18 protein-coding genes are annotated in these 23,633 nt (G+C 65.6%); 4 read left to right on the forward strand and 14 right to left on the reverse strand.

The features are described from left to right. Positions 1 to 72: 72 nt before the first annotated feature. A complete protein-coding gene (locus AAC014_RS08065) occupies positions 73 to 669 on the reverse strand; it encodes an FMN-binding negative transcriptional regulator (RefSeq protein WP_339706673.1) in 597 nt (198 codons plus the stop codon). Beyond that, positions 666 to 1,733 (reverse strand): PepSY-associated TM helix domain-containing protein, encoded by a 1,068-nt coding sequence (locus AAC014_RS08070; protein ID WP_339706676.1) that lies wholly within the window; start codon positions 1,731 to 1,733, stop codon positions 666 to 668. The genes AAC014_RS08065 and AAC014_RS08070 overlap by 4 nt, the downstream gene beginning before the upstream one ends. Before the next feature lie 332 nt (positions 1,734 to 2,065). Between AAC014_RS08070 and AAC014_RS08075 the strand changes: the two genes are divergently transcribed. Further along, complete coding sequence (locus AAC014_RS08075) at positions 2,066 to 2,782, forward strand: PEP-CTERM sorting domain-containing protein (RefSeq protein WP_339706679.1); 717 nt, start codon at positions 2,066 to 2,068, stop codon at positions 2,780 to 2,782. 60 nt (positions 2,783 to 2,842) lie between these two features. On the opposite strand, the gene AAC014_RS08080 is transcribed toward AAC014_RS08075, so the two are convergent. From AAC014_RS08080 to AAC014_RS08100, 5 genes are all read right to left on the reverse strand, one after another. Continuing rightward, a complete protein-coding gene (locus AAC014_RS08080; protein WP_339706682.1) occupies positions 2,843 to 3,607 on the reverse strand; it encodes a hypothetical protein in 765 nt (254 codons plus the stop codon). A 217-nt stretch (positions 3,608 to 3,824) separates the two neighbouring features. Beyond that, positions 3,825 to 4,898, reverse strand: coding sequence for a histidine kinase dimerization/phosphoacceptor domain -containing protein (locus AAC014_RS08085; RefSeq protein ID WP_339706685.1), 1,074 nt, complete (start codon positions 4,896 to 4,898; stop codon positions 3,825 to 3,827). Positions 4,899 to 5,069: 171 nt separating this feature from the next. Beyond that, on the reverse strand, positions 5,070 to 5,957 hold the full coding sequence (locus tag AAC014_RS08090; RefSeq protein WP_339706687.1) for a pirin family protein: 888 nt from the start codon (positions 5,955 to 5,957) through the stop codon (positions 5,070 to 5,072). Next, entirely contained in the window at positions 5,954 to 7,363 is a 1,410-nt protein-coding gene (locus AAC014_RS08095) for a coniferyl aldehyde dehydrogenase (RefSeq protein ID WP_339707842.1), read from the reverse strand. The genes AAC014_RS08090 and AAC014_RS08095 overlap by 4 nt, the downstream gene beginning before the upstream one ends. A gap of 133 nt (positions 7,364 to 7,496) precedes the next feature. Continuing rightward, positions 7,497 to 8,537, reverse strand: a complete 1,041-nt coding sequence (locus AAC014_RS08100; protein ID WP_339706690.1) for a hypothetical protein — start codon at positions 8,535 to 8,537, stop codon at positions 7,497 to 7,499. A 198-nt stretch (positions 8,538 to 8,735) separates the two neighbouring features. Here AAC014_RS08100 and AAC014_RS08105 point away from each other — a divergent pair, with 198 nt between their 5' ends. Then, positions 8,736 to 10,487, forward strand: coding sequence for a DUF885 domain-containing protein (locus tag AAC014_RS08105; RefSeq protein ID WP_339706693.1), 1,752 nt, complete (start codon positions 8,736 to 8,738; stop codon positions 10,485 to 10,487). A gap of 56 nt (positions 10,488 to 10,543) precedes the next feature. Here the strand turns inward: AAC014_RS08105 and ftsH are convergent, their stop codons facing one another. The 7 genes from ftsH to AAC014_RS08140 all read right to left on the reverse strand — a co-directional run bounded on the left by ftsH (position 10,544) and on the right by AAC014_RS08140 (position 19,964). Continuing rightward, on the reverse strand, positions 10,544 to 12,487 hold the full coding sequence (gene ftsH, locus AAC014_RS08110; protein WP_339706696.1) for an ATP-dependent zinc metalloprotease FtsH: 1,944 nt from the start codon (positions 12,485 to 12,487) through the stop codon (positions 10,544 to 10,546). Between the two features lie 71 nt (positions 12,488 to 12,558). Continuing rightward, on the reverse strand, positions 12,559 to 13,530 hold the full coding sequence (gene tilS / locus AAC014_RS08115; protein ID WP_339706699.1) for a tRNA lysidine(34) synthetase TilS: 972 nt from the start codon (positions 13,528 to 13,530) through the stop codon (positions 12,559 to 12,561). Then, positions 13,502 to 14,395 carry a tetratricopeptide repeat protein gene (locus tag AAC014_RS08120; RefSeq protein WP_339706702.1) on the reverse strand — a complete coding sequence of 298 codons (894 nt, stop codon included), beginning with the start codon at positions 14,393 to 14,395 and terminating at the stop codon, positions 13,502 to 13,504. Before AAC014_RS08120 ends, tilS begins: the two co-directional genes overlap by 29 nt. Before the next feature lie 73 nt (positions 14,396 to 14,468). After that, entirely contained in the window at positions 14,469 to 15,332 is an 864-nt protein-coding gene (locus tag AAC014_RS08125) for a helix-turn-helix domain-containing protein (protein ID WP_339706705.1), read from the reverse strand. Positions 15,333 to 15,421: 89 nt separating this feature from the next. Then, positions 15,422 to 17,701 carry a phosphoenolpyruvate--protein phosphotransferase gene (gene ptsP, locus AAC014_RS08130; RefSeq protein WP_339706708.1) on the reverse strand — a complete coding sequence of 760 codons (2,280 nt, stop codon included), beginning with the start codon at positions 17,699 to 17,701 and terminating at the stop codon, positions 15,422 to 15,424. After that, a complete protein-coding gene (locus AAC014_RS08135; protein WP_339707845.1) occupies positions 17,698 to 18,690 on the reverse strand; it encodes a nitronate monooxygenase in 993 nt (330 codons plus the stop codon). Before AAC014_RS08135 ends, ptsP begins: the two co-directional genes overlap by 4 nt. A gap of 29 nt (positions 18,691 to 18,719) precedes the next feature. Next, complete coding sequence (locus AAC014_RS08140; protein ID WP_121051708.1) at positions 18,720 to 19,964, reverse strand: aspartate kinase; 1,245 nt, start codon at positions 19,962 to 19,964, stop codon at positions 18,720 to 18,722. Positions 19,965 to 20,112: 148 nt separating this feature from the next. Here AAC014_RS08140 and AAC014_RS08145 point away from each other — a divergent pair, with 148 nt between their 5' ends. Both AAC014_RS08145 and AAC014_RS08150 read left to right on the forward strand, forming a co-directional pair. Next, complete coding sequence (locus tag AAC014_RS08145) at positions 20,113 to 22,899, forward strand: pitrilysin family protein (RefSeq protein ID WP_339706714.1); 2,787 nt, start codon at positions 20,113 to 20,115, stop codon at positions 22,897 to 22,899. After that, positions 22,899 to 23,621, forward strand: coding sequence for a dienelactone hydrolase family protein (locus tag AAC014_RS08150; RefSeq protein ID WP_339706717.1), 723 nt, complete (start codon positions 22,899 to 22,901; stop codon positions 23,619 to 23,621). The genes AAC014_RS08145 and AAC014_RS08150 overlap by 1 nt, the downstream gene beginning before the upstream one ends. The last annotated feature ends 12 nt before the right edge of the window (positions 23,622 to 23,633 follow it).

Consider the following 23,633-nt stretch of genomic DNA (forward strand, 5'->3'; position numbering starts at 1 on the left):
TTCAGTCCCCCCCAAAGGAAGGGGGAGTTTACTGACCCCGATGCGGCCCCGCCCACGCAATCGGGCCGGGCGTCATCCCTTCCGGGCCTGAGCGCGCATGGTGTCTGCGAGCGCCGGATCGGGATGCCGCGTCACGATTTCCTCGAAAGTCTGCGCGCCCTCGTCCTGCCCCAGCTTGAACGTCGCCTGCTCTGAAAGCACGCGGGCACGGAAGGCTATGATATGGTCCAGCATGGGCACCGCGCGGGCACCCATCTCCGCGACCGTCCATGCGCCGGGCCCGGTCCCTTCGAGATGCGCGGCCAGCCGATCGACCGCGCTCGGCGTTTCGTCGGGCACGAACACAACCTCGGCCTCGAAGCGCACGACGGCATAATTCCAAGTCGGCCCCCACGTCGGATTGGAGACGAGACGCGGCGACACGTAACCCTGCGCGCCCTGAAAAAGGATCGCGGCGTGCGGATCGGCCTGCAATGCAGCAACCTGCGGGTTGCGCTTCGCGAAATGCCCGAACAGCGCAACCACACGTCCCTCGTTGTCGCACTCAGCAAGCAGCGGCAGCGGCGTCGAAACGAAACCGCCTGGCCCGTTCGAGACAACCCACGCCAGCGGATGCGCGGCAATCAATGCCGCGACATCGCCCTTTGCACGTGGAACGAAAACACTCATCGCGCCCTCACCTTTCGCCGCGCCGCCCAGAGCAGGACGCCGACACTGATCATCGTTACGAGCCAAACGCCGATCGCGGCAACCGCGATCCGCCCGGCAAGCCCCCCCATCTCGCCCGTATGGAACGGAAACAGCCCGTCCACAAATGCACGGCCGGGCGCGGCATCCAGCGCGTCGAAGCGCGCAAGGATGCGGCCGTCGACCGCGCTCACGAACACGCGCGTCGCGCCATAAGCCCGCCGCGCCTCCGCCGGCTGCGTCACCCGGATCTGCCATACCGGCCGTTCACCCTCCGGCGCATAGATCGCGGCGAGCGTCGATCCCGGATAAGCCGCGAGCGCGGTTCCCGCCGCTGCGGCAAGGCCCACGCCCGCCGTCCCGGCCGGTGCATCCGCCGGTGCCGCAATCGGCGTCGGCCGCACAACCGTTTCAACGCCGCCTGAGAAGTTCAGCAGCACGCCCGCCGTGATGCTCGCGAGCGCCGGAATGCCCACGATCAAGCCGAGCGCACGGTGCCAGCTGTAGTGGCGCGCCGCGGCCTGACCCTTGCGTTGCACGCGGAGAGCGCGTCCCCACTGCCCGCGCTTCGGCCACGCGATATAGAGCCCGGAAAGAATGTTGGTGACGAGCAGCACGCCGCTGATCCCCACGATCCAGCTTCCCCGGTCGCCCGCAAGCAGATTGTGGTGGATAAGGACGAGCGTTCCCGTCAACGCTGCCGGCCCCGTGTAATCACCATCCACGAGAATCTGCCCCGCGCCGTCGATGCGGACGCTGCGGTCCGCGTCCGGCGTATCGCCCGTGATGCTCACGTCATAGCGATCGGGCGCACCTGCGCCCGTCCAGATCGAGCCCAGCCGCGCGCCCGAACCTTCGGTCAGGTCTGCAACCGTGCGTTCGATCGCGGCAAGATCGGTCTGCCGATGCGCGCCGGGGATGAACGCATCCCGGATTTCCCAATGAAAAACGATCAGCACGCCGGTCAGCGCCTGCACCAGCCAGAATGCCGCCGCCGCAAGTCCGGCCCAGCGGTGCCAGCGGATCAAATTTGCCTTCAGCGCCATCCGCAGTGTCTCCCCAATGGCCATCTGCCCGGCGTTCCGTATGCCTGTGCACGCGTTCTTCCGTCCATGCTCTTGTCATAGAGGCGGCATGGCGAGGCCGCTTATCGAAACAGGCCATCAATTTGCTCTAACGCGCCATCGGCCGACCCAATTCGCAGGCTGACAAACCCGGGCCTGTATCAATTTGAAACAGTGTCGAGATATATTACAAAGTTACGACACCGAAACATGATGAAGTATAAAATTCCTTGAAAAAGCTTGAGTGGCACAGTTCCTGCTTGGCAAGTGTACAACAAAGTCAATTTCGTTACTTTAGCGTTATGGAGATTTTAATGCGTTCGACGATGATCCGGAACCTGCTCGGTTCTGCACTCACCATCGGCCTGCTGGCCGGCGCAACCGCGGCGAATGCGGCCACTCTGTTTCAGGACGATTTCAACCGCTACGAAGGCCCCGTGGTCGGCAACGGCTGGGTCGAGAGCAGCACCGACGAAGTCGACATTTTCGATCGTAGCGGCCCCAACAACGTGATGCGCCTGAAGGAATATCCCGGCGGCGAAGTCACGGCGACGCAGAACGACATCGACCTGACGGGTTATGAGAACATCGTACTCTCGTTCCAGTACAAGCCCTGGGAAACCGAAGCCGGCGATCTGCTCGAAGTCTACTTCGGCGATCTCGTCTACTCAGTTTCGCTCGACAGCGCCTGGAACTGGACCGACGTCTCGCTCTCGCTCGATGTCGAGGACGTCGCCGGGCTCGACCTGGTCTTCAAGCTCGTCTCGACCAACAACTCCCACTGGGAATCGTACACGGTCGAGGAGTGCGAGTGGAAGTGGGTCCACGGCCGCTACAAGAAGGTCTGCAAGGACGTCGAAAAAGAGCGTTGGGTGAAGGATAAGGAAGATTGGGTGAAGATCGACAACGTTCTCATCACCGGTGACCTGATCCCGCCGCCACCCGTCGATACGCCGGAACCGGCCGCGCTGGCCCTCTTCGGTCTCGGCCTCGCCGGTCTCGGCGCAGCGCGCCGCCGCAAGGCCAAGTAAGCCAGCCTCATACGCTGAAAGAAACGGCGGTCCGAAAGGGCCGCCGTTTTCTTTTCGGGGTCAGTGTCGCGCCGCGCGCCGTTCGAGACCATAGTCGATGCGGATTCGCACCCATTCGCCGACCATCGCCCGTCCCCCGATCTGCGGCGGACGCACGCGGAACTGCCACGCCGCCGCGAGCACCGAGCGCGCGATGTTCGAGCCTTGCGGATATTCGCCCAGCGCCACGCAATCCTCGACACGGAAATCCTGCACCGTGCGGCACGCGATGAGGCCCCACCCCGGCCCGCGCGCCGTCGAAAGATAGCCGGCCAGCTCGTCGTCATAAGGCTCGCGATACCACGACGCCGCATAAAGCGGTTCGCCGTTCGGCCCCGTCCCATCCACGCGCTGACTGTCGCCGGCATAGGTCGGCGCAGGCGGCCCCATCATCGGCCGGGGTGCGGGCGCCGTCGGCGGCGGCAGGTTCGCGATGTCGGTCGCCGCCATCTCCTCGCGCGAAAGCTGGATGACCGGCAATTCCATCGGCACCGGCGGCGGTTCGACAGGCGTCGGCGGCGATTTCCGCTCCGGCGGCTGCGCTGCAGCGCTCTGTGTTTCCGGGGCTTCGGCTTCAGCCTCGGGTTCTTCATCCCGGATCATGTCGAGCCGGAACACCGCCATCGGCGCCACCTTCTCGGAAATCGAGGGCGCCAGCGTCAGCAGCAAGAGCGCCAGCAGCCCTTCGATGAAGAGCGCGAACAGGATGCCCGCGGCGCGCCGCTCGAACCCCGCGCGAAGCCGCGCAGGCAAGGAACGCAGGAAAGGGCCGATCGACTGAAACACGCGAGCAATCCCGGCAAAAGCCGGGCGGCTGCAACCCGGACGCGGCTCAGCGATAGGGCGGCCCAGCGTTCAAAACAAGCCGTGCTTGGGCGCCATCTCATCCCGCCGTCGCAAGGGCACGTCATGCACAGCAGCGACTCAGCCATTTGCATTACATGTGCGGGCACCCTTCCGTCGGCTTTGGCACCCGCAATGCGGAGCCCGGCGCCATCAGCCTTTATTTTTCGGGTGCAGCGGCAGATTTCGCAAAGGAAATAACGACCTTAAAACCTTCGCCCGGCTCCGAAAACACAGCGAGCCTGGCCAAAGCATTCTGTTTGAGCGACTGAACGATGACCGTCCCGAGCTTGCCCGGTTTCGGCCAAACCACGCCGTCGGCCAGACCAACCCCGTCATCCGCGACGGTAATGTGACATCCGACGTCGTCGATGATGCTGTGCAGCGTGATCGTGCCACCCTCGCGCCCAACGAAAGCGTGCTTCAGGGCATTGGTCAGCAGTTCATTGACCACCAGCCCCGCCGGCATCGCAACATTGACCGAAGCCGGCCAGCTATCGAGTTTCATGTCGAGCCGGACGCCTTCTGTTGCATGGGCGGCCATCACTGACGTCGCGATCTGTCCGAGATAGATACCCAGATCGATGCTGTTGTCTGCAGGCTCTCGGGACAGGGTATCGTAAAGCACCGCGAGGGCGCCGATCCGCCCCGCAAGCCGATCAAATCTCTCACCGGTATCGCCGTCCGGGATGTTGCGCGCTTCGAGACGGATCAGCGCCGTGATCATCTGCAGATTGTTTTTGACGCGATGCTGAAGCTCGCGAAGCAGAGCGTCCTTCTCCTTTAGCGCCGCCGTTTGAGTGTCCGGTTCCCGTTCGCTCCCGGCGGGCGCCAGCGCGACAAGGCGGAACAGCGGCGTACCATCCTCGTCCTCAATTGTATTGGACCAGGCGTCTACCGTGACCGCCCCGGCCTCTTGCTGAATCTTGAACTCTCCGATGTAATCAACATCGCTCTTGAGGACGTCGCGCAAGAGACGATCGTCATCAGTCGGAGCCGCCACTCCGGGCAACGCCCACCAGGTTTTGCCTTCGATATCCGCGATCGGGTGGCCCGTGAGCCGCTCAAACTCCCGGTTCGCATACGTGATGGTTTCCGAGGGGTGTAGTTCTGAAACCGCCACTGCAACCGGCACATGGTCCAGAAACTGTTTAAAACGCTCGTTGCCCAGCGCGTCCGCTAGATTTGGCGTGTCGAGCAGCGCACCTACCTGCTCAGGCTTCTCGGTTTCCATTTATGTTCCCCAGCCGCACTCAGCCACGCAAAGCTGGTCAGCGTTGGTGCGGCCATCTGTTCAAGCCATCTAACGCCACGGATGAAGCGACGATAGAGGATAACCGTGAAGCTCCGATTCAATGGCGAAAATTAGGCGCGAAGCAGACAGCCAGCGCGCCTCAGCCCCGCCTTACCCCTTCGGACGAGGATCGCCGGGCAGCGGAATACGCTCGTCGTCATCGCCCGGAATATGCCCGAAACGGTCCGCTTCCCAGTCATCGATGGCCTGGTTGATGCGCTGGGGACGCGACGAGACGAAGTTCCACCAGATCTCGCGCGGGCCGTCCATCGCCTTGCCGCCGAGCATCAGCACGCGCGCGTCTGTCTCCGCGGTCCATTCCACCTTCGCGCCGGGTTCGAGCACGAACATCGTCGCTTCCTCGGCCACCTCGCCGCCGGCAAGCGCGATGCGGCCGCTCGCCACATAGATCGCCCGTTCCTCATGCTCTGTGCAGACGTCGATCGTGGTGCCCGCCTTCGCATCCACGTCGACGTAGAACGTCGGCCAGACGACGCCGACGGGCGATTGCTTGCCATAGGCCGTGCCCGCGATCACCGTGAGCCGCGCGCCGTCCTGCTCGATCACCGGCAGCGTATCCGCCGGGTGATGCACGAAGCTCGGCTCCACCTCCTCGTGCGTTTTCGGGAGCGCCACCCACGCCTGAATACCCTCCATGCGCTGGCCGCTGGCTTCCACTTCGGGAGAGGTGCGTTCGGAATGGACGATGCCCCGCCCCGTCGTCATCCAGTTCACCGCGCCGGGGCGGATCGCCTGCGCGCTGCCGAGGCTGTCGCGGTGAAAGATCTCGCCTTCGAACAGGTAAGTGACCGTGGCGAGGTTGATATGCGGATGCGGGCGCACGTCGAAGCGTTCGCCGGGCGCATAGTCCACCGGCCCGAAATGATCCCAGAAGATGAACGGCCCGACCATGCGCTGGCCCGCCACCGGAAGCACCCGCCGCACCACGAAGCCCCCTCCAAGATCACGGCGGCGGCCTTCGATGCGGCGGAGAATCATGGCTTCAGTTCCCTTGCGAGTGTGGCGCGAGTTTTCTTCCCGTACGGGGGTTTCAAGCCCGCGAGGCCCACGAGGTCAAGCTTCGGCTGGCGATAGATGCTCTTCGCGTGGCTGAACGTGCGGAAGCCGTCCACCCCGTGATAGCTGCCCATGCCCGACGGACCGATGCCGCCGAACGGCAGATCTTCCGCCGAAACGTGGAAGATCACGTCGTTCACCGTGACGCCGCCCGAGATCGTCCGATCCAGCACGCGCCGTTCCTCCGCGCCGTCCGTGCCGAAATAATAGAGGCCGAGCGGCCTGTCGCGGCCGTTCACGAACGCCACCGCCTCGTCCGTCTCGCGGTACGTCTTCACCGGCAGCACAGGCCCGAAAATCTCCTCCTGCATCACGCGCATGTCGTCCGACACGTTGCGCACGATGCTGAGCGGCATCTTGTTCGAATTGGTGTTCGTGAAATCCTCGTTCGCCGGATTCACCGTAACGATCTCGGCGCCTTTCGCGGTCGCATCATCAAGCAGGCCCTGCAGCCGCTCGCGGTGGCGCGCGTTCACCACCGACGTGTAGTCGTCGTTGGCGAGGAGCGAGGGGTACATTTTTGCCGCCGCCGTCTTCAGCCCCTCCACGATCTCGCCCTCCTTCTCGCTGGGCACGAGCAGGTAATCGGGCGCAAGGCAGATCTGCCCCGCGTTCATCATCTTGCCGAGCGCGACACGCTCCGTCGTTTGCGCGATGTCAGCGCTGCGCGAAACGATGACGGGCGACTTGCCGCCGAGTTCCAGCGTCACGGGAACAAGATTGTCCGCCGCAGCGTGCAGGATGTGCTTCGCGACCGCCGTGGCGCCCGTGAAGATCAGGTGATCGAACGCCAGCCCCGAGAACGCCTTGCCCACCTCCGGCCCGCCGATGACGAAGCCGAGCTCGCTCTCGTCGAACGCCTGTGCAGCAAGCTCCGCCATCAGCGCCGAGGTGACGGGTGTGAACTCAGACGGCTTCACCATCGCCCGGTTTCCCGCGGCGAACACGCCCGCGAGCGGCCCGAAGGTGAGGTTCACAGGGAAATTCCACGGGCTGATGATGCCGACGACGCCCTTGGGCTGATACACGACCTCCGCCTTCGCCCCGAGCAGCCCGAGCGGGAAATCGAGCTTGCGCCGCTCGGGCCGCATCCACGCGTCGAGATGCTTGATCGCGTGTTTCAGGGGCTTCACCGAGGACATGATGTCCGTCACCAGCGTCTGCTCGGCGCTCCGGTGGCCGAAATCCTCCGAGAGCGCCTTCACGAACCGGTCCCGATGCGTCAGCACGAGGTCGACCGCGCGGCGCAGGCGATCCTTGCGAACCGCCGCGCCCACCGGCAATTCCGCCATGAATGCCGCACGCTGCCGCGCGAGCAGCGCGGTCATCGCTTCAATGGATTTTGCCTCGCCCGGCAGAATGGCTGCAGTCGCCACAACGCGCCTCCCTCAAAACGCATGGATTTGAGCGGGACTTTAACCCTTGCCGCGCGGCATGACCATCCGCGCGGAATCGTCAGGGTTACGCGCAGCGATCCGTATAGACAGCCGCCTCGCGCGGGGTCAGCGGCTTCAGCGCCTCATCGAGCGAAAGGCTGAAGCCTTCCCACGGCTGCTGCGGCGGCCGCGCGCCCGTTACCCACAGATAGCCGGGGCGTTTGCCGGGCGCCGAAAGACGATACCACACCGGCGCATTCAGGCCCTTCAGCTTCGGGCAGCGCGCGAGCGTCGCGGTATAGCCCGCACCCTTCAGCGCCGCGAGCAGGGCGGGTGTGCCGATCGGCTTCCCCTCGTTCTTGAAATAGAGGTTCATCACCATCGTGCGCGCGCCGCCCGCGAGCACCTTCAATTGTTGCCCCGCGACGGTGGCGATGCCCGCGCGGCGGAAATATTCGCCGTTCAACATCGGCTTGTCGAGCATCTCGGGTGGCAGCGCCGCCCAGGTGACATGCGGCGCGGTTTCGATGTGCCGCCAATCGTAAAAGCTATTCGCCGCATAATCGCCCGGCTTCAGAAGCCCGCCGAGCACCGCCGCGAAACCGTCCGCAGGCGTTTTTGCGGGCGCGGCAGGCTTTGGAGGAACCGCCGCAGACGGGGGCTTGGCAGCGGCTGCCGAAGGCGCGGCGGGCAGCGCCGCGCCGCACTGACGGAACAGCTTTGCACGCACCACCTGCGTCATCGGTGCGCCGATCGGCGTTTTCAGCGTATCGTCATGCTCGATCTGGACCATGCCGCGTTTCTCGTCGGCGTTGAACATCATGATGACGGGCATATTGTCCCCGCCCCACTTGTCCTTGCCGTATTTCACATACACCCATTGCTGGATGCCTTCGTACTGCGCGCCACCCGCGCAGGAATAGCAGACGCTGACCGGAAGCGGCCCCTGCCGCCCCGCCGCCGTATCGATGAACACGCCCGTCTTGCCGACCTCGATGCGCGGCTGCTTCGAACAGTCCCCGCCGGGCGCATAGCGGCCATAAAGCTCTTCGCTCGGCCGGTCCGTCTGCGCAGCGGCGGTTCCCGACACCAGCACCAGAGCCACAAACAGCGCACGCTTCAGCATAAGAGCCCCCTTCCCCATCCATCCCATCCGATCGTTTCGACTATGTGACGACCCGGCTGAATACAAGCTGAGCGCGAGTTCTGGCTAATCCGCCCGTCAATTCTCTGCTTTTGAAAATTTTGTCTTTACCGGGATTGCACACCCCTCCCTCACCGCACCATAGAGAGCACGGGACGACGGAAAAGCGGGAGGGTTGTGATGCGTATACGACGACATGGTTTGGCGGGGTTCACGATCGCGGCGCTCGCACTCGCGTCCACGGCCCTGCCACAGGCAGCGGCTGCGCGGTCCCCGATTGACGCGCTCTCCGACCGCTACATCACGCTCCTGCTCCGCACCTACCCCGAGCTTGTGCCGCTTTCCGGGATCGAAGGCGCGCGTCAATCGGCATTGCCGCCCATCGATGCTGAAAGCCTGAAAACCGTCGCGGCCGAGGAGGATCGGCTCTGGCAGGATCTGAACGGCGTCGACGAAGCGAAGCTCGACGACGCAGGCCGCGCCTCCTACGCGCTGATGGCCGATGGCCTCGAAGCCGCGCGCGCGCAGCGGGTCTGCAAGCAGCCGCTGTGGAGCATCAGCCACATGACCGGCTGGCAGGTGAATTTTTCTCGCCTCGCGCAGGCGCAGGCCACCGGTACGCCGGATGCGCGCGAAGATGCGATCCAGCGCTGGGAAAGCCTGCCCGCTTATGTCGATCGGGATATCGCCAACCTGCGTGAGGGGCTGAAGCAAGGCTATGCCGTTCCGCGCTCCGTCGTCACCCGCGTCATCGGCCAGCTCGACCGGCTGCTTGCGCTGCCCGCCGAGCAGTCTCCTTTCTACGCCCCGGCCCGCGCCGACGGCGATGCCGCGTTCAAGGCGCGCTTCAAAACGATCGTTGCGGAGGGGGTACACGGTGCCGTGAAGCGCTACCGCGATTTCCTCGCCGGGGAGTATCTGCCGAAAGCACGCGAAGGCATCGCGCTTTCGGAGTTGCCGAACGGTGCCGCCTGCTACCAGGCGCTTCTCCGTGCCTCGACGACGCTGGACCGCACGCCTGCCGAGGTCATGGCGGTCGGCGAGGCGGCTGTCGCGCAGAACGTCAAGGATATCATCGCAATCGGCAGCAAGCGCTTCGGCACGTCCGATCTCGCATCCACGCTCGCCGCGGTGAAGGATGCGCCGGACAATCATTTCACCACCGCCGATGAACTCGTCGATTTTTCGAAGCGGGGCCTCGCACGGACGACGAAACTCAGCGCCGCCGCTTTCCAGCAGCTTCCAAAACAGCCAGCCGCGATCGAAGTGCTGCCCGCGACGGAAGCGGGAAGCGGTGTTCCCGCACACTATATCCCCGAGCCTGATCCCTCGAAGCCCGGCCGCTACATGCTGCCGCTCGATCACTGGAAGACCGAAACGAAGGGCGGCGCCGAGATCACGGTCGTGCACGAGACGATCCCTGGTCATCACCTGCAGATCGCCATGACGCAGGAGCTGGCGGCAAAGGTGCCGCTGCTCCGTATCCCCCTCGTCGGCGCCTACGTCGAAGGTTGGGCGCGCTATTCGGAACGGCTGGCGGAGGAACTGGGCGTTTATGAAACGCCGTACGCGGGCATCACGCGGCGCGCGTGGATGGCGCGCGGCATGGTCGTCGATCCGGGCATCCATGCGTTCGGCTGGAGCCGGGAGAAGGCCATGGCCTATCTCGTCGAAAGCGGCCGCTTCGACGAGGCGGCGGCGGCGGACATGCTCGACCGGATCGCCGTCATCCCCGGCCAGCTCACCTCATACGACAGCGGCGGGCTCGAAATCGCGGCCCTGCGCGCGGAATCGGAAGCGTCGCTCGGCAAGTGCTTCAACCTGCCGGCCTTCCACCAGCAGGTTCTCGCGGGCGGCGCACTGCCGCTGAAGGCCCTGCGCGGCCGGATCGAGGCGTGGCAGGCAGCGACGGGGAAGGCGTGCGCGAAGTAGCTTGAACGAAAACGGGGCGCCGAAGCGCCCCGTCCGTTTTTCTTGGCTGCCGCCGTTTAGATTCCCTGCGGGCTCGGTTCCCCGCCGAAGCCGCGCTTGCCCGTCTTCGGGATCGCGCTGACGCCGGTGGAAGCGGCGGTCGGCCGGTTGCGGGCGCCGCGGTCGCGGTCCACGCCTTCGCCGGCGAGCAGTGCCTTGATCTCGTCGCCCGAGAGCGTCTCGTACTCAAGCAGCGCCTGCGCGAGCGTGTGAAGCTCCTCGCTGTGCTCGGTGAGGAGGCTCTTGGCCCGCTCGTAGCCGCGCATGACAATCGCCTTGATCTCGTGATCGATCAGCTGGGCGGTCTGCTCCGAGACGTTCTGCGTCTTCGTCACGCTGTGGCCGAGGAAGACCTCTTCCTGGTTCTCGGCGAGCTTCATCGGGCCGAGCTTGTCCGAAAGACCCCACTGCGTGACCATGCTGCGCGCAAGATCGGTCGCGTACTGGATGTCCGAAGAAGCGCCCGAGGAGACCTTGTCGTAGCCGAAAATGATCTCTTCCGCCACGCGGCCGCCCATCGAGACCGCGAGATTCGCGTGCATCTTGTCGCGGTGGTAGCTGTACTGGTCCCGCTCCGGCAGGCGCATCACCATGCCGAGCGCGCGGCCGCGCGGGATGATCGTCGCCTTGTGGATCGGATCGGACGCGTCCTCGTGCATCGCGACGATCGCGTGACCGGCCTCGTGATAGGCGGTCATCTTCTTCTCGTCCTCGGTCATGATCATGGAGCGGCGCTCGCTGCCCATCATGACCTTGTCCTTGGCTTCCTCGAACTCGGCCATGCCGACGAGGCGCTTTGATTTGCGCGCCGCCGTCAGCGCCGCCTCGTTCACGAGGTTCGCAAGATCGGCGCCCGAGAAGCCGGGCGTGCCGCGGGCGATGGTACGGGGTTCAACGTCCGGCGCCAGCGGCACCTTGCGCATGTGGACGCGCAGAATCTTCTCGCGGCCCTCGATATCCGGGCGCGGCACAACGACCTGGCGGTCGAAGCGGCCCGGGCGCAGCAGCGCGGGGTCGAGCACGTCCGGACGGTTCGTCGCGGCGATGATGATGATGCCTTCGTTCGCGTCGAAGCCGTCCATCTCGACGAGGAGCTGGTTCAGCGTCTGCTCGCGCTCGTCATTGCCGCCGCCGAGGCCGGCGCCGCGATGACGGCCGACCGCGTCGATCTCGTCGATGAAGATGATGCAGGGCGCCGATTTCTTCGCCTGTTCGAACATGTCGCGTACGCGAGACGCACCAACACCGACGAACATCTCGACGAAGTCGGAGCCCGAAATGGTGAAGAACGGCACGTTCGCCTCGCCCGCGATGGCGCGTGCGAGCAGCGTTTTGCCGGTGCCGGGGCTGCCCACGAGCAGCGCCCCCTTCGGAATCTTGCCGCCAAGGCGGGAGAAGCGGCCCGGATCCTTCAGGAAGTCGACGATTTCCTCAAGCTCTTCGCGCGCTTCGTCGATGCCTGCGACATCGTCGAACGTCACGCGGCCCTGCTTTTCGGTGAGCAGCTTGGCACGGCTCTTGCCGAAGCCCATCGCGCCCTTGCCCGCGCCGTTCTGCATCCGCTGCATCACGAAGATCCAGATGCCGAGGATGAGAAGGAACGGCAGGATGTTGATCAGGATCGCGGCGAGCAGCGAGCGGCTTTCCTCCGGCTGCGCCTTGAACTTGACGCCCGAGGCTTCGAGGCGCTCGACGAGGCCGGGGTCGCCCGGCGAATAGGTGCTGAACATTTCGCCGCTGGTGAGGCGTCCGGCGATGTCCTGCCCGCGGATATCGACCTCGCGGACGGCACCTTCGTTCACCTTGGTGATGAACTCCGAATAGGCGAGCTGCTGCACCGCGCCTTGCGATTGCGGCGCGTTGTAAACGGAAACGAGCACGACGACGGCGAGCAGGATGACCGCCCACATGGCGAGGCTCTTGCCCCAGGGTCCGGTCGGTCGCTTCTTGTTCTCGTCCATCGGGTCCGTGTTCCTGAAAGTGTTCACTCTAAGATAGGCGCGCAGGCGTTAACGACAACTGCTATTGCGGTCTATTCGGTGGATGCGCGCATTTTTCGCGATGGTTCGGGCCGGAAGCGCCAGAGCGGGCCGTTCTCCGCCCGCACGCCCCCCAGTGTGCCGCCGCGCGCGGCAAGCAAGCGCTGGAGCGCCGGGCCATCCGGTTCGACGCCGCGAATTTCGCGAAATGCCCTGAGCAAGAGCCGCCGGACCACCTCGGCGGGAAGTCCGCGCGTATCAAGCGCGATCGCCTCCTCCGAAACGCTCGCGCGTCCGGCCCAGGCCTCGTCCGCCGTCCACTGAAGCGCGGATTCAGCTTCGGCAAGGTGCGCCGCCGTCGCAACCGCGCCGCCTGCATCCACTCCCCCCTCCGCGAGCAGCGCCCGCGCACCGGTTCGGTCGTATGCCTCACTCCGGTTGCTCGGGTCATCGACAGCGGCAACCCCGGCCGCTTCCACCAGCCCGACAAGCTCGGCCTTCCGCGCACCAAGCAGCGGGCGGAGCAGTGTGATAGCGTACCCTTCCACAGGCCGCCGCGCCCGGATTCCCGCCATACCGCCAAGCCCACTGCCGCGCGACAGGCGCATCAGCAGTGTCTCGGCCTGATCGTCGGCATGATGCGCGGTCATCAACCAGCGCACGCCATTTGCGTCGCACCAGTCCGCCATCGCCGCATAGCGCACGGCACGCGCCGCCGCCTGCACGCTCGCCGTCCGTGGGACATCGACCGAAAGCGTGATGTGCGGCACACCGAGCTTTGCCGAAACGGCTGCGACATGGCGCGCCTCCGCCGCCGCTTCGGGCCGCAGCCCATGATCAACGGTAAGCGCCACCACGTCGAAACCGGCTCGCTGCGCGAGGAGCATCAGCGCGAGACTGTCCGGCCCGCCCGAGACGGCGAGCGCGACTTTGCCGCTAAGATCAGGCGCCAGCGCCGCGACCGCAGCGCGGAAGCGCTCCGGTGTCAGGCTGGGATCAGCCGCAGCGGGCGGCCGAGCGGGCATCCACCAGCTGCGTGCGAAGCGACTGCGAGAGCTTTTTGCCGTAGCTTTGCTCAAGCTGGTCATAAGCCTCGCACGCCTTGGCGGGGCTAGGCGGCGAGAAGGCCATCAGCGACTTGCCAAGCCAAAGCAGGCTTTCCGACGCGCGTTCGCCTTCGGGACGCTTCTGGTAATTTTCAAGCAGTGTACGCGCTGCCTGCACCGGTTGGTTCTGCGCGAAATAGGTACGGCCGAGCCAATATTGCGCATTGCTCGCGCGGGCGTGCTTCGGGTTCTTCGCGATAAAGGCGGAGAGCGCCTTTTCGGCCGCCGGATAATTCTTGGCGGTCACGAGACCATAAGCGGCGCTATATTCCTGCTCCGGCGTCAGCGGCGCGGCGGCCGGTGCTGCCGCGACCTGAGAGGGCGTTGTTGCCGGCGCCGTCGGCGCGCCGGGCGGCGGGAAAACGCCTGCCTCGCCCGGTGCGGCCGGCGGTGCGCCGCCCTCCAGCGTCGTCAGTCGGAACTCTGCATCGGTCTTGAACTTCTCGAGCGCAGCTTCGAGCTGCCGCACCTTGAAGCTGTTTTCCTCAAGCTGCCCGGTCATCGTGGTGAGCTGATTTTCCAGCGAATCGACACGGCGCGAAAGATCGCTCAGCGGATTGGACGCGGGCACGCCCGGCGCCGTCACCGGTGCGGCAGGGGCCTGAATTTCCGCCTCGAAATACTCTTTCGATCCGCCGGGAAACACCTTGCGCTGCACGGCGCGCATTTCGCTTTCCAGCTTCTTCACTCGGCCTTCCACCTGCTGCACCGTCTGCTGCGCAAAGGCAGGCATCGCAGGAAGCAGCAGCGGCAGGGTCAAAAGGAGCAGATATCTGGATTTCATCATGACTTTCCCGACAATTGATAGACGCAGGGCCGAGCCTAGCAACCCGTCCCTTGCCTGAAACTGAAGCGCATCACTCTTGGCGCGGCTGCGCCCGCGCAGCGAGACCCGCGGCCGTCAGCGGAACGTCGCGAACCGTCTGCGTCGCGGCGCCAAGCGGCGGTATCGCCGTGCCGCCCACGGTGACGTCGAGCGCGCCCGCGCGGCCCGTCCAGAGCATCAAATCCTGCCGATCCACCGGAACGTCATAACGGTCGCCCGCCGCCATAACGCCCTGAAACACGGAGCGGCCAGAGCCCGCCTCGTAAATCTTCACCCACGCATCCTCGCGCGCGGTGACGACGATCGCACCGCCCGTCGGTGCCGCAGGCGCGAGCGCGGGCGCAGTCGCCGCTGCATCGGTCGTGGGCACTTCCGCTACGGCGGGCTGTGGCGCAGCGGGCGGTGTATCCACCGCAACGGTCGCACCATCGTCCGATCCCGCCGGCGCTTCCGCCACGACGGGCGTCTCGTCCCCGCCGAACCAGCCGAGGCCCCAGGCCGCAACGGCAAGCACGACAACACCAAGCAGAACGATGCCGAGCAGCGCGGCGCCGCGTGTCGGCACGCGCACGTCCTCGATCGGCTCGTGATCCATGGTCGGGACCACCCGGTCGGGCTTGGTCGTTTCACGGCGAAACTGATCTGCCGTCGTATCCGGATCGAGGCCGAGGATGCGCGCGTAGGACTTCACGAAACCGATCGTGTAGGGCAGCGCGGGCAGCGTATCGTGCTTGCCCTCCTCGATCGCGGTCAGGTGCCGTACCGGCACGCGGGTCTGGTGCGCTATGTCGGCCAGTTCCCGGCCGAGTTCCAGCCTCCGCGCCCTAAGCACCTCGCCAACGTGGCGCGAGCCGCCGAGATCAATACCATCCTGCGTTTCCAGCTCGTCGCTCACCAATACCCTCCGAACAGACGCCAACTCGCCCAATTGCCACGTTCGCGCGCAGCTTCGCCACTGTCAACGCGCTTCATCGCGGCGCCGGCTCAGCCAACGGCGATACCGCGGCTCGATGCGTATTCCGTCAGCGCCGTGCGGACGTTGATGCCCCGGCGCAGCCAGCCCTCCATCTCATGCTGGAGCGGCGCGAGCGCAAGCGACCGGATCATCGCCTTCATCGGACCGATCCCCGCCGGGGTGATCGACAGGCGCTCAATGCCGAGGCCGAGAAGCGCCAGCGCATCAAGCGGGCGTCCCCCCATCTCGCCGCACACGGTAACCGGACGCCGCGCGGCCCGCGCCTGATCCGACACGCGCTTCAGGAAACGCAGCAACGACACCGACAACCAGTCATAACGGTCGGCGAGCTTGGGATTGGCACGGTCAGCCGCGAACAGGAACTGCGTGAGATCGTTGGTGCCGACAGACAGAAAATCGATGCGCGGCAACAGAAGATCGAGCGATTCCGCGAGCGCCGGCACCTCGAGCATACAGCCGAATTCGATCTTCTTCGGCACGGGACGGCCGCGCGCAACCATGCGCGAAAGCTGCGCCTCCACGAGTGCGCGGGCCTCATCGAACTCCCACGGTTCCGAAACCATCGGGAACATCAGGCGAAGCGTGCGCCCGGCAGCGGCATCGATCAGCGCGCGCGCCTGCACCTTCATCAGCCCTTCGCGTTCGAGCGCGAGCCGAAGCGCGCGCCACCCGAGCGCCGGATTTTCCTCTACGGTATCGCCCATCATGTAGGGCACGGCCTTGTCGCCGCCGATATCGACCGTGCGAAACGTGACAGGCCGGTCGCCGGCCGCATCGAGCACGGCTTTATAAAGCTGCGTCTGCCGCTCGCGGCGCGGCAGCGTCGCTGAAACGAGGAATTGGAACTCGGTGCGGAACAGGCCGATGCCGTCCGCATTCGTGATGTCCAGCGCCTCCATGTCCGAACGCAGACCCGCGTTCATCATCAGCGTGATGCGCGCGCCGTCCACGGTTACGGCTGGGAGATCGCGAATTTTTGCATACTCGGCCTGCCGCCGCGCCTTCAGCGCCACCTGCTCTTCAAACTGGTGAACGACCGGCTCGCTCGGCCGCACGAACAGCGCGCCGCGCTGCGCATCGAGCAACAGCGGATCGCCTTCGGAAACCGTGGTGCGCAGGTCTTTCACGCGGCCCAGTACCGGAATGCCCATCGCCCGCGCGATGATGGTGACGTGCGCGGTGAGCGAGCCTTCCTCCAGCACCACGCCGCGCAGGAAGCGCTTGTCGTATTCCAGAAGCTCGGCAGGCCCGAGGTTGCGGGCGATCAGGATCATGTCCTGCTGCAGGCCGCGCTTCGCCGCCGTGTCCATCTGTCCCGAAACGATGCGCAGCAGGCGGTTCGAGAGGTCGTCGAGGTCGTGTAGCCGTTCCTGAAAGAACGGGTCTTTCGTGGCGCGCATCCGCGACCGCGTCTTCATCTGCACGCGCTCGATCGCCGCCTCGGCGGTAAGGCCGGTGTCGATCGCCTCGTTGATGCGCCGCGACCAGCCCTCGTCGTAGGCAAACATCTTGTAGGTTTCGAGGATCTCATCGTGATCGCCGGGCGCTGCAAAATCCGCCTGGCCCATCATGTTGTCGATCTGCTCGCGCATCATGACGAACGCGGCGTAAACGCGCGCGCGCTCCGCCTCGATGTCGTCAGCGACCGTGTGCTCGACGATGACGCGCGGCTGGTGGAACACCGCCTGCCCCCGCGCGACGCCTTCGACGAGCTTGAGCCCGGTCATCCGCGCGGGGCGGCTTTCGCGCTCGCGCGCCTGCTGCACCGTCTGGGCATCGACCAGACCCGCCGATGCGATCAGCTCCGACAGCACCATCGCGGTGGTCTGCAGCGCTTCGATCTCGATATCGGCATATTCGCGCGGGTCGACGTGCTGCACGGCGAGCACGCCGATCGCGGTTTCCTGCCGGATGATCGGCACACCCGCGAAGCTGTGGAAGCTCTCTTCCCCCGTTTCGGGCTTGTAGGCGAAGTCCGGGTGCGCCTTCGCTTCGGCGAGGTTCAGCGGTTCGCGCGTCTTCGCGATCGTGCCGACAAGACCTTCGCCCACGGCAAGCCGCGTGACGTGCACAGCGGACTGCGCAAGGCCGCGCGTCGCAAAGAGTTCGAGCACACCGTCCCGCAGCAGGTAGACCGAGCACACTTCGGACGTGAGCGCGCTCGCGACGATATCGACGACGCGGTTCAACTTCGCCTGTGCGCCCGCCTTGGTCGCCATGACATCGTGAAGGCGCCGCAGGATTTCGCGCGCGGCGCTGGTAGCCGAGACATTTCGCTCGGCGTTCATGCAGCCTGTACGCCGCGGCGCGCGAGTGCCGCCGCCGCCTCGCTGACCAGTTCGTCGATGATCGCCTGCACAGGCTCCTCGCGCTTCACCATGCCGACCGATTGGCCCGCCATCAGCGAGCCGTTCTCGACATCACCCTCTACCACAGCGCGGCGCAGCGCACCCGCCCAGTAATGTTCGATCTGAAGCTGCGCGGCGTCCATATCCACGGCGCCCGTGTCGAGAAGCACCGCAACCTCGCGCTGCTTGGCGGTGAACGCCTCGGTCCCGGCATTCTTCAGCGCGCGGACGGGGATCACCGGCAGGCGCGGATCGATCTGCACGCTCGCCACGGCGTCGCGCGCGGCGGCGCGGATGAACGCCTGCTTGAACTTCGGATGCGCCACGCTTTCGGTCGCGCAGACGAAGCGCGTACCGAGCTGGACGCCCGCCGCGCCCATTTCAAGGAAGGCCGCAATCGCCTCGCCGTGGCCGATGCCGCCCGCGACGAACACGGGCACGTCGGTGATGTTGGGCAGGATTTCCTGCGCCAGCACCGTGGTGGAAACGGGGCCGACATGGCCGCCGGCCTCGGTGCCTTCGATGACGAGCGCATCGACGCCCGAACGCACCAGCTTCTTCGCGAACGCGAGCGCGGGGGCGAAGCAGATGAGCTTAGCGCCCGCCGCTTTCACGGCCGCGATCGCCGGGCCGGAGGGAATCCCGCCCGCAAGCGCGATATGCCCGACCTTCTCCTCCGCGCAGACCTGGATGAGGTCGAGCAGCGCAGGATGCATGGTGATGAGGTTGACGCCGAAGGGCTTCGCGGTCAGCGCGCGCGTCGCGACGATTTCCTCGCGCAGCCGCGCCGGGTCCATCGCGCCGCACGCGATCATGCCGAAGCCGCCGGCGTTCGAGATCGCGGAAACGAGATTCCGCTCCGAAACCCAGGTCATCGCACCGGCCATGATCGCATAGCGTGTGCCAAGGAAGGCACAGCCGCGCGCCATCAGCGCATCGAGACGATCACGGCCGCCGCTCACGCAGCGGCCCCGGCGGGCTCGGACGTATCATCCAGCCCGTAGGCGGTGTGGAGGACGCGCACTGCAAGCTCGGTGTATTCCTCGGCGATCAGCACCGAGATCTTGATCTCGGATGTGGTGATCGCCTTGATGTTGATCCCCCGGTCGCCGAGCGCCTTGAACATGGTAAGCGCGACGCCCGCGTGGCTCTTCATGCCGACGCCGACAACGGAAACCTTGCAGACATTGTCCACGGCTTCGAGCGCGCCGTAGCCGATCGCGTCCTTCGCCTTCGTCAGCTCGTCCATCGCGCGGGCGAGCTCGGTGCGCGGCACGGTGAACGTCACGTCCGTCCGGCCGCTTTCGCGCGCCACGTTCTGCACGATCATGTCGACATTGATGTTCGCGGCGGACAGCGGCTCGAAGATGTGCGCGACGACGCCCGGCGTATCGGGCACACCGGTCACCGTGACCTGCGCCTCGTTGCGGTTGTACGCGATGCCGGTGATGAGTTCCTGTTCCACGCCTTCTTCCTCGTCGACTACGAACGTGCCGGGCGCGTCGGTGAACGACGACAGCACCTGCACCTTGACCTTTTCCTTCATCGCAAGCTCGACCGAACGGGTCTGCAGCACCTTCGCGCCGACGCTTGCGAGCTCGAGCATTTCCTCGAACGTAACGGACTGAAGCTTCTTCGCCTTCGGCACGATACGCGGATCGGTGGTGTAAACACCATCCACATCCGTGTAGATATCGCAGCGATCTGCTTTCAGCGCCGCCGCGACCGCAACCGCGCTGGTATCGGAGCCACCGCGGCCGAGCGTCGTGACGCGGCCGTCATCCGCGACGCCCTGAAAGCCGGGAACGACCGCGACGCGGCCCGTCGCCATGTCGGCGAGGACGGCGGTGGTATCGATGTCGCCGATGCGCGCAGTCGAATGCGCGTCCGACGTGCGGATGGGAAGCTGCCAGCCGAGCCAGCTGCGTGCAGGCACACCGATCGCCTGCAGCGTGATCGCCAGAAGCCCCGACGTCACCTGCTCGCCCGAGGCGACGACGACGTCGTACTCGGCCGTATCGTGCAGCGCGGCAGCCTCGCGGCAGAAGCCCACGAGCCGATCGGTCTCGCCCGCCATCGCGGAAACCACCACGGCGACCTCGTTCCCGGCATCCACCTCGCGCTTCACGCGCTGGGCAACGTTGCGGATACGTTCGATACCCGCCATCGACGTGCCGCCGAATTTCATCACGATCCGGGCCATGCTCTGGCGCCTGTTCCTTCTTTGACGTTCACGAAAACAACCCGGCCGGGACCGGCCGGTACGAAAGCGGCGCCTTGATAGAAGCCGCCTAGCCCGAGTGCAAGCGCCTCGGCTTGCCGCATCGCGCCCGACGCCGTATGCGTTCGGCATGACCGCCGCAGCAACGCCGGAGCTTCGTCCCATCATGAAATCCCTGTTCCTCGGAACCGCCGTCGCGCTCGCGCTCGGCGCCGCCGCACCAGCCCTCGCCGCCCCCAAAAGCGCGGGCCCCGACCCCGCACTCGTCTCGGCGGTCGATATCCCCTACGAGCGCTTTACGCTCGCGAACGGCCTGCGCGTCATCGTCCATACCGACCGCAAGGCGCCGATCATCGCGACGAGCATCTGGTATCACGTCGGCTCGAAGGACGAGCCCGCGGGCAAGACCGGCTTTGCGCACCTCTTCGAACACCTGATGTTCAACGGCACCGAAAACTACAATCACGACTGGTTCGTGGCGCTGCAGGAAATGGGCGCGACGAGCTACAACGGCACGACGTGGTTCGACCGCACCAACTATTTCCAGAACGTGCCCACCCCCGGCCTGGAACGCATCCTGTTCCTTGAATCCGATCGCATGGGCCACCTTTTGGGCGCGATCGATCAGACCAAGCTGACGAACCAGATCGGCGTCGTGCAGAATGAGAAGCGGCAGGGCGACAACCAGCCCTACGGCAAGACCGAATACCGCATCCTCGAAGGTCTGTTCCCCGAAGGCCACCCCTACCGCCACTCCACGATCGGCTCGATGGCGGACCTCTCCGCTGCTTCGCTCGAAGACGTGAAGACGTGGTTCCGCACATGGTACGGCCCCAACAACGCCGTACTCGTGCTCGCCGGAGACATTGACGCGGCGACCGCGAAGCCCCTGATCGAGAAATATTTCGGCGACCTCCCCGCCGGACCCGCCGTCGAGCGCCGCCTGCGCGCCTGGGTGCCGGAACGCAGCGAAACCGTGCGCGAAACGATGGAGGATCAAGTCTCCAACACGCGCATCTACCGCGTGTGGGCGGTGCCCGGCCTCAACGACGCCGACGCGCAGAACCTTTCCATCGCCGCGGCAACGCTCGGCGGCGGCAACAGTTCGCGGCTCTACAAGGATCTCGTGCGCGACAAGCAGCTCGCCATCGGCGTGTCCGGCTACCTGCAGCCCTTCGAAGCCGTCAGCCTGCTGCAGATCGAGGTGGACGTGAAGCCAGGCGTGAACCCGGACACGGTGAACGCGCGCCTCGACCAGCTTCTCGCCGATTTCCTCGCCAAGGGGCCGACGAAGGACGAGGTCGGCCGCGTCGCGATGCGCGCGGTTTCCGGCACGATCCGCGGCCTCGAAGCCGTCGGCGGCTTCGGCGGCAAGGCGGTGACGCTCGCCGAGGGCGAGCTGTATTCGGGCGATCCGCAGCAGTTCAAGAAAGACCTCTCCGCCTATGTAAGCGCCACCCCCGCAAGCGTGCAGACCGCCGCGCAGCGCTGGATTTCGAAGGGCGACTACCAGCTCACCGTCTATCCCTACGGCAGCCTGCAACAGGTCGCGGGCAAGGGCATCGACCGCTCGAAGCTGCCGCCGGTGGACGGCGCCCCCGCGCTCGAATTTCCCGCCGTGGAGCGCGCGAAGCTCTCGAACGGCATCGACGTCGTGTTTGCGAAGCGCGACACCGTTCCGGTCGTCAACCTCTCGATGGTGTTTGATGCCGGCAACGCCGCGGATTCGCGCGAAAAGCTCGGCACGCAGTCGCTGATGCTCTCGCTGCTCGATGAAGGCACGGCGAAGCGTACCGCGATCGAGATCGCCGAGGAGGAGGAGCGTCTCGGCGCCAACATCGGCGCAAGCGCTGGCAACGATACCACTGAAATCTCGCTCTCGGCGCTCTCCACCAACCTCGCCCCCTCGCTCGATCTGTGGGCGGATATCATCCGCAACCCGAAGTTCGACCCCGCCGAGCTTGAGCGCGTGCGCGGCATCCAGATCGCCGGTATCGCGCAGGAGGAGAGCCAGCCGCAAACGCTCGCGCTGCGCCTGCTGCCCCCGCTCATCTACGGCACCGCGCACCCCTACGGCGTGCCGCTCACCGGCTCGGGCACCGTGGAGGGCGTCAAGGCCGTCACGCGGAGCGATCTCGTCAACTTCCACCAGACATGGCTGCGCCCCGACAACGCCACGATCTTCGCGTCGGGCGCCACGACCATCGGCCAGCTCGTGCCGCTTCTTGAAAAGGCGGTCGGCACATGGTCCGCGCCGTCCACGCCCAAGGGTGCGAAGACCTTCACGACCGCAAGCGCGCCAGCCGCGAGCAAGATCATCCTGATCGACCGCCCCGGCTCGCCGCAGTCGTTCATCCTCGCGGGCTATCCGCTCGCGCACAAAGGCACGGACGACAACCTCGCGCTCACCACCGCGAACACACCGCTCGGCGGCGTGTTCACCTCGCGGCTCAACATGAACCTGCGCGAGGACAAGGGCTGGTCCTACGGCGTCTCCACTGCGATCTCGCAAACGTCGGAGCAGATGCCCTTCTACGTGTTCGCGCCCGTGCAGGCGGACAAAACCGGCGCCGCGCTCACCGAGCTTCGCAAGGACATCACGGCCTACGTCACCGACAAGCCGATCACGCCCGAGGAAATGAAATCGACGCTCGCGTTCCTCACCGGGAGGTTGCCGGGTGCCTACGAATCGTCGTCCGCCGTGCTTGACGCGCTGCAGACGAACGCCCGCCTGAAGCGCCCGGACGACTATCAGGTGACCTACGCCGCGAAGCTGAACGCGCTCTCCCGCGAACAGTTGGCCGCTGCGGCAAAGGCCAATATCGACGTGAACAAGCTGCTCTGGGTCGTCGTCGGCGACCGGCGGCAGGTCGAACCACAACTGAAAACCCTTGGACTACCAATCGAGGTGAAATGATGAGCAAGGTTGAAACGAATTTAGCTGATTATTCGCACGCAGGTACGACGTTCGAGGCCCATGTCGCCCACACCGGCGGCACGCAGAAACGCCCTGTCGTCCTCGTCGCGCACCAATGGGCCGGGCAGTGCTACCACGAATGCGAGCGCGCCGATCTGCTGGCTGAGGCGGGCTATGTCGGTATCGCCATCGACACGTACGGCAAAGGCGTGCGCGGCACGGTGGGCGCGGACAACAGCGCGCTGATGGCGCCGCTGATGGCCGATCGCGCGCTGCTCCGCGACCGGCTGCTCGCTGCGGTGGCGTTCGCCAAGACGCACCCCCTGGCCGACCCGTCGCGCATTGCCGTCATCGGCTTCTGCTTCGGCGGCCTCTGCGCGCTCGATGTGGCCCGCAGCGGCACGAAGGATGTTGCCGGCGTCGTCTCGTTCCACGGCGTCTATCCGCCGCCGAACCTCGGGCCGCAGGGGCCGATCCACGCGCAGGTGCAGCTCCACCACGGTTGGGAAGACCCGCTTGCCCCGCCGCAGGACGTGATTGCCCTCGCCAAGGAGCTTACCGATGCGGGCGCCAAGTGGCAGCTCAATGCCTATGGCGACACCGTTCACGCCTTCACGGCCAAGGGCATGAATGCCCGTGCGGAAGGCGCACAATACAACGAGATCGCCGACCGTCGCTCGTGGCAGGCGACGCTGCTGTTCCTTCAGGAGATCTTCGCCTGAGGCGGATTTCCA

Origin of the sequence: uncultured Sphingosinicella sp. (assembly GCF_963974575.1) — a bacterium.
Classification (GTDB): domain Bacteria; phylum Pseudomonadota; class Alphaproteobacteria; order Sphingomonadales; family Sphingomonadaceae; genus Sphingosinicella.